The following is a 6,000-nucleotide window of genomic DNA, read 5'->3' as shown; positions in this document are numbered from 1 at the left end:
TCGCGTTTGCCATGATGGCCTCCCGGAAAAGGAAACGGCCCGATCAGCGTAAGCCGATCGGACCGTTTCGGTCAGGCTGACCATCTCATTAAGCCCATGAAATCATGGGATTAAATTTGTTCCTGGCGGAGAGACGGGGACTGTATCACCGACCCAATCAATTGCATAAAAATCAATGACTTGCGAATTTCACCACACCATGAGTGTACCACCGTGTGCGTACCAGTAAAGCGGTGCAACGTGTTTCACACGCCGCAGGAGACCGGCGCGGCTCCCCTACAACTGAAAGTCCGATTGGCATCCCGAGTTGCACTGCGAGCGTTAGGCACCATAAGCAGAGCATCACCGATCGTCCCAGTCTGTTAAGCGTTGTCCAACGCCTGCCCGCACACGTCGTCGCGTGCTCACGCGGCGGCAGACAAGGGCAGGCGTCGAACAACGCTTAACATCACCGGCCCATCGGGGCTATCGGCCACAGTTTCGGACGCTCGAACTCGACGCCCGTAAAGCGGACGGTCACCTGTGCGATTGCAGGGCGCGATGCGGCAGGGCCACGCCGACACCCATCAAGACCGCCACATAGGCACATGGGGTGTCTGGGGTTACTGATCGGGGCCGCTCGCTGCCAGCGTCCCGATTCATGAGCGATGTGGCGCGAAATGCATTACTCCGCCCGCATCGCTCCGGATCGACAAGGCCACATCACTCCTTCCCCCCGCCGTTGATCCCGCTTCCACTTCGCCATACCTGCTTGCCCCGCTCGGAGAGTTCGCCGCAGCTATGCTCCGCGTCGGCCTCCGTCCCTTCTATCGCCATCTCGCCGCCCGCTTGTTCCTGTGCCTTTTGTTTCTGCTTGTGCTGAGCTGCCACGGCTTCATCGTGCGACCTGCCTGCGTAATTCAAGGTCATTTCGTTAACTCCTCCAGGAAACAGTCTTTGCAACGTTGCAATCTGCCGAGCGCGCGTCATTTCCGGGGCTACAATCCGAATTGCTTGCGTAGCCTGTCCAATACATGGCGTTCATCCAGCCACTGGATCTCCCGCTTCCGCTGGCGGCTGTGCCTATACCGCTGCAGCGACGCGCCGGACATCAGCACCATCCCGATCAGGATGCCCCACATTGCGTATGTCATATCATCCTTTTCAGTTTGTTCTCGATTTACACCGGGCGACAGACTACGCGGTAGAGAATTAGCACTCGCGTACTCCAGCGCTTCAAAAAATCATATTTTGTGTCGTTCAGTGCTTATGGCGCATCCAGTCGCGAATCGGATGCGTGTCTAGCCAACGGGCAACCGGTTCGTCCTTGTGTTCTCGCCTGTACCGTGTTGCTACGAATATTGCGACGCATAGCAGCACCACGATCCCCACTACAAAACTGACCATTGACTGGCTCATGGCAGCCTCCTTTGAGGTCAGAACCATGCTTATATCTTAGGTGACCGGATAAATAAAAGCGGCGATTGTCATTCACCGATCCTTGTTTCGTACGCTTCTTGTCTCGCAGCCGCGGCCTGTAGTCAAGGTGCGACGCCCGATCACGGATTTCCAATCAAAAGCGTTCTGCGTCCCGGAAATCAAAAATCCGGAGCTTCGCCGGTCTCGCCAATTCCGCCACGTCAAGGCAGATCAGGCTTCCGCCCAACCATCACCGACCATCCCGATTGCATGGGGGAACCTCCCGCTCCTGCCCACTTCCTCGTGTGTTTCACCCATTGTTTCGGTGTCCTGTACTGAATCACCTCAACATCTCTGGCCTTACTTTCCGGGACGACCGGCATACAATCATCGGTCGCGGTCGCTGCTGCTTCTCTCTGTTTCTTGCTTTCTGCTAGTTCTTCCGCATTCACCTGGTCATCTATCATGCTGCTCTCCCACTGTGAGACCTACCGGTTCGCCAATCGGCTATTGCCGCCGCCTTCATAGTTGAGACGAGGCGCAACATCGCAAGTTCGGATTCAAGTTGTAACGCCCGTCGCAGCGTGACGGGTGTCATGCATCGGCGAAAGCCCGCCAGGAGGCCGGCCAGCAGGACGATTACTCGCCTTGTCGATTCTCCAGTTCATGCACGGCAGCCAGTGTGATGAACGCGGAGCGTGTCATGTGACGTTCTTTTGCTGCTGCATCGACTTGCTGAAGCAGGCTCTCAAGCAGGCTGAGTTGAAGGCCCACGGCTTTCGAGGTAACCCGCGCGAGGTTGATATCGACAAACATCCAGATTCCTTCGCCGTCATCCATGTCGAGCGCATGCAATTCCGATGTATTGCAGGTGGGTGCGGGTATGAGCTGCTCGCTGTGGTCATACATCAACTCCACTACCGCCTGAGCATTGCGCGTCAGTTCGTCAAACGAATCGCCACTCGCATCGGCGTTCGGAAAGTCGGGGAAACTGGCGCGAAAGCCAGTATTGCTATCCCGGTGGACATACAGCGGATATTGCATGACCTGCTCCTTGCGAGCGGAGCGCCGACTGACGCTCACTGCGCAACGCTATGCTGGGGGTGTTTTTTGTATGAGCGACAGCCAATGAAGGCTGCACGCATGCTTCATTAGACGCTTCATGTACGAATACGCAATGACTTTCTCGTGTCATGCCGACGCTTCATCAAGCAAAGCCAGAAACCGCATATGCACAGGGTGATCTGTTCAGATGGCGCCCTGTGTTCTTACTGGATCTCCAGGCAGCCCATCCATTCGGATGGGCTGCTTTCTACCGATGTACGGGGCGAGCGACACGGGCCGACAGCAGCGCCATCAACTCGTTCTCCCAGTTCCAACGCTGAATGTGAACCCACCATGGCCGGTCAACGGCCACGCCGTTCGGTTCGACCAGCAGATCTGCACCGTCCAGGGACACCGGCACGGTCGGTATCCTGTCGATACACGGCACAAGAATGTATGTCTTCACCTCGACGGCCTTGGTGTAGACAACTGGCAGGATAGGCGCTGGCGGCTGCGGCGCGTACCCCGCCACAACAAGCAGCACGCTACAGGGCACCGCGCAGACGACCGGATGGACGTCAAGCCGAACGGAACGGCCTGACCGCAATTGTGCAGCTTTACGCCTTCCAGGATGCCAGCCATGATCGCCTCCATTGTGGCTTTCGAGGAGTCGTGGCACGCGACGAAAGGCAGGACACGCGGAGCGTGTCAGGCCCTCATGCGAGGTACGACGCGCCCTGATTTTGCGTCTACTCAGCGGGGCCAAGGATTACGTCGATAGCGGCCTGGCCGGCGATCTCCGCAACAAAGTAGGCCCAGCGACGGGAAAACGGTCCGCCCCGGATCTTGATGCGCTCGCCGAGCGCTGCTACGCCGGGAGGCTTGACGGGTCCCTCAATACGAAACCAGACGTCGAACATGTCCTTCGATGTGGACAGCAAATCAACGTAAATTTCGAATCCGCGATACTCGACCGTTCGCTGCATGAAGACCTCCGGTTCCCGCACCGCCGCAAGACGGGCAAATCAATGGTGGGCCAACTTTTCTTCGGCCGTCGCCTCACGCGCGCGTCGCCCGCATCTTTTGCTGCGGACTCTGTCGCGAAATTCTCCACAGAAGCAATTGATCTCACGAGTTCGCAGGAGGTAAGGTTCAGGAGCGTAATCACCCAAACATAGCCGCCCGCTTGCCCGGCAGTCTGACCTACCGCCCGTGGCTTCCCCATATTCGCGAGTCCCATGATCACCTACCGACAGAGATACGTTGGAGAATCCTGCGGGAAAGAGCGTCCGATTCTTCTCAGCGGCGCCATGGTGACAGTCATTCTCGGCGGCTGCGAGACAACTGTGCTTTCAAAAGGGCAAATGTGCTGGGCGCGTGCCAATGCAACTCGCGCGTACTGAGCTTGAACCGCAGCCGTCTGCCGCGATCATCTGGCGAATTGAGTTCGTCGCGGCGAGGGATGAAATCGGGCTTCGATCCCGAGTGGCTGACTTCGGGCAAAAAACGCATGCGTACCGTGAAATTGCGTCGAGGTACTGATCCTTTGTTGCGGGCGACCTGTTCCCCCGAGGCGTAAGTGTTGCCACCTGGCGCACCGTGCGTTCGTGAGTTGGCGCGCGAATGTCCATTTTGGTCTCGTCAGTTCCAGCTTTGGGTCGGCACACGCCTGCCGCCTATCGCCCGCCGTCAACCGTAGTGAGGCTTCGCAACCGCCTGCGAAGCCGTGGGGGCGACATTGGCGACGCGCCCGAAGGAGTTGTTCTTCCGGATGCACGCGCAGGGCGTGAGTATGCTTGCTACCAGGCTGGTACCCGCACCGGGTGGCCGGTCAACTCTTACCTGCAGCCCAATAAGATGCGGGATCTCATTCCGCCTTATCGAAGACGCCAGCTTCGAGATCCTGTCTGAAATGCTGCACCCAACCGGTTTCGAATCCGATGGGGTATTCCCTCGCAATGTGTGTTGATAGTCTGGTTACGGTGACATAGCCCTGCAGGCCGACGTTCTCGTCGCCCTTGGGGTCAGTCGTATCCGTTTCCAGCAGTTCGAATTCACCTTCTGCCAGTCCCTTGCGCTGCAAGGTCGCCAGGAAAGCCTGACGGTCATCCGCTTCGATCAGTCGCATCTTCCGCCCTCCCGTCTGTCCGACAGCGATATTCGTGGTCCCCTTCACGGCGTTGTCATAACCGCAGAAAACCCCAGAACGTTACGTAGTGCCCGAGTGCGTCATGGCTGCGGCTGAGGTTGTGAAAGTCGAATGCCATGCGCTCATCTGGATCCGATCCAGTCGCAGTCGGGAATCACCAGCGTACAGCGTTTGTGCACGTGCTCGATGGAAAACTGTCCGGACAGTTTTGTCATAGTTCCCGGCATCCTTCATGACCCGTCGCAATTTGCATCGGTGTGCGCATCGCCATGAGTGGTCGAAACCGCCTGTCGGTACCGCAAAAGACGCAAAGCCACGCTCGAGGTATGTCCCTTCTGCGTAACGCCGCTACGCTGAACCATGTCATCGCGTGAGGTTGTCCCGCCCGGGGCCTGTTTGCACGGTGCCGCTATCAGCAGCAATTGCGCAAAGCGCCCGGGCTCGTATCTGTACCGGCAGCAACGTCCGCTCGCTGGACGAGCCGATGCGAATGGACGGATCAGTCCATGCGCAGACCGATAGTTGAGGCTCGTTGGCCACAACGGGGCTACACTCAAAATGGGATAAATTCCGGAGCAATACCATGACCGACGCTACCCCCCAAAGCACATTTCGCGGTCTTCCACTGACGCCGGAGCAGGACGCAGAAGTCAGGCACTACATAAAGAAGAAAGAGCAGCATGGCGCGCCGTGGGACACGCCGGAGTTGCAGGCCATGCTTCGAGACATGCTGCAGCCCCCGAACGACGACGACGGAGGACTCGGCTCCACCGTCGACGAAACGAAGGCGGCCACAGAACGCGCGACAGCTTCTATCGACGAGACCATGGAACCCATTGAAGCCTGCGAAGAGCGGAATGCTGCGATGGAAACCGAGGGTATGAGGGGACCCAAGCGTTGAATCCCAGGCGGCGCTCGCGACTGGTGTTGAAATTCACCCTGCGCGTTCGGACCGTGGCGTGAGCCTGTTGGGAACCCGGAATCACATTGATTGCGGCGCCGCCGGTCAGCTCTGCAATCAGCCCACCCCCACCGGCGAGAAGAGGGGGCTCGCCGTGTACTTCGATGCCTGCGTCCCGGAGACTCCTTTCGGAAGACAATGAAACACGCTCTATCGATGTACCCTTATCCGTGTCGGGCACAAAGCCGGTTTCAAGGCCGGCGCAGAAGCCAGCCGGGGATCTGTCGCAGTCACTGCGCGAAGCCACTCGCGACGAGCACGGAAAAAGCAATCAGGCACACGATGCCGGACGACCGCACGGGATTATGCCTGGTCGGCCACAACTTCTCAGTTAGATGGAACATCCGGCGGCTTTCCATCTAATGAACGTCGATCGTGGACCTGCGCGGCTCGCGTCGTGCCCCCTTTTCGTGGAACTGTGCGAAAGCGCAAAGAGCCGTGCAGCAAG

The 6,000-nt window shown here is 58.2% G+C and carries 6 protein-coding genes; 1 reads left to right on the top strand and 5 read right to left on the bottom strand.

The annotated features are described in order from the left end of the window. Positions 1-702 precede the first annotated feature (702 nt). The 5 genes from P3T16_RS30300 to P3T16_RS30280 all read right to left on the bottom strand — a co-directional run bounded on the left by P3T16_RS30300 (position 703) and on the right by P3T16_RS30280 (position 4,570). Positions 703-909 carry a hypothetical protein gene (locus P3T16_RS30300; protein WP_172177065.1) on the bottom strand — a complete coding sequence of 69 codons (207 nt, stop codon included), beginning with the start codon at positions 907-909 and terminating at the stop codon, positions 703-705. Positions 910-2,037: 1,128 nt separating this feature from the next. Next, positions 2,038-2,442: a type II toxin-antitoxin system HicB family antitoxin gene (locus P3T16_RS30295; protein ID WP_429260993.1), complete on the bottom strand. Its 405-nt coding sequence runs from the start codon at positions 2,440-2,442 to the stop codon at positions 2,038-2,040. A 268-nt stretch (positions 2,443-2,710) separates the two neighbouring features. Then, complete coding sequence (locus P3T16_RS30290) at positions 2,711-2,908, bottom strand: hypothetical protein (RefSeq protein WP_429345045.1); 198 nt, start codon at positions 2,906-2,908, stop codon at positions 2,711-2,713. Positions 2,909-3,191: 283 nt separating this feature from the next. Beyond that, on the bottom strand, positions 3,192-3,428 hold the full coding sequence (locus P3T16_RS30285; RefSeq protein ID WP_097391535.1) for a hypothetical protein: 237 nt from the start codon (positions 3,426-3,428) through the stop codon (positions 3,192-3,194). 881 nt (positions 3,429-4,309) lie between these two features. Further along, positions 4,310-4,570 (bottom strand): transcriptional regulator, encoded by a 261-nt coding sequence (locus P3T16_RS30280; protein ID WP_429345044.1) that lies wholly within the window; start codon positions 4,568-4,570, stop codon positions 4,310-4,312. A gap of 604 nt (positions 4,571-5,174) precedes the next feature. On the opposite strand from P3T16_RS30280, the gene P3T16_RS30275 reads away from it, so the two are divergent. Beyond that, positions 5,175-5,492 carry a hypothetical protein gene (locus tag P3T16_RS30275; protein WP_429345043.1) on the top strand — a complete coding sequence of 106 codons (318 nt, stop codon included), beginning with the start codon at positions 5,175-5,177 and terminating at the stop codon, positions 5,490-5,492. Positions 5,493-6,000: the final 508 nt, after the last annotated feature.

Source organism: Paraburkholderia sp. GAS42, from assembly GCF_050436565.1.
In the GTDB taxonomy this organism is placed as follows: domain Bacteria; phylum Pseudomonadota; class Gammaproteobacteria; order Burkholderiales; family Burkholderiaceae; genus Paraburkholderia.
This window is presented reverse-complemented; position numbering and strand designations above follow the sequence as displayed.

Bases quoted from the DNA above. Each gene is read 5' to 3' on its own strand.
- P3T16_RS30300 (WP_172177065.1), bottom strand. From the start codon at position 909: ATGACCTTGAATTACGCAGGCAGGTCGCACGATGAAGCCGTGGCAGCT.
- P3T16_RS30295 (WP_429260993.1), bottom strand. From the start codon at position 2,442: ATGCAATATCCGCTGTATGTCCACCGGGATAGCAATACTGGCTTTCGC.
- P3T16_RS30285 (WP_097391535.1), bottom strand. From the start codon at position 3,428: ATGCAGCGAACGGTCGAGTATCGCGGATTCGAAATTTACGTTGATTTG.
- P3T16_RS30280 (WP_429345044.1), bottom strand. From the start codon at position 4,570: ATGCGACTGATCGAAGCGGATGACCGTCAGGCTTTCCTGGCGACCTTG.
- P3T16_RS30275 (WP_429345043.1), top strand. From the start codon at position 5,175: ATGACCGACGCTACCCCCCAAAGCACATTTCGCGGTCTTCCACTGACG.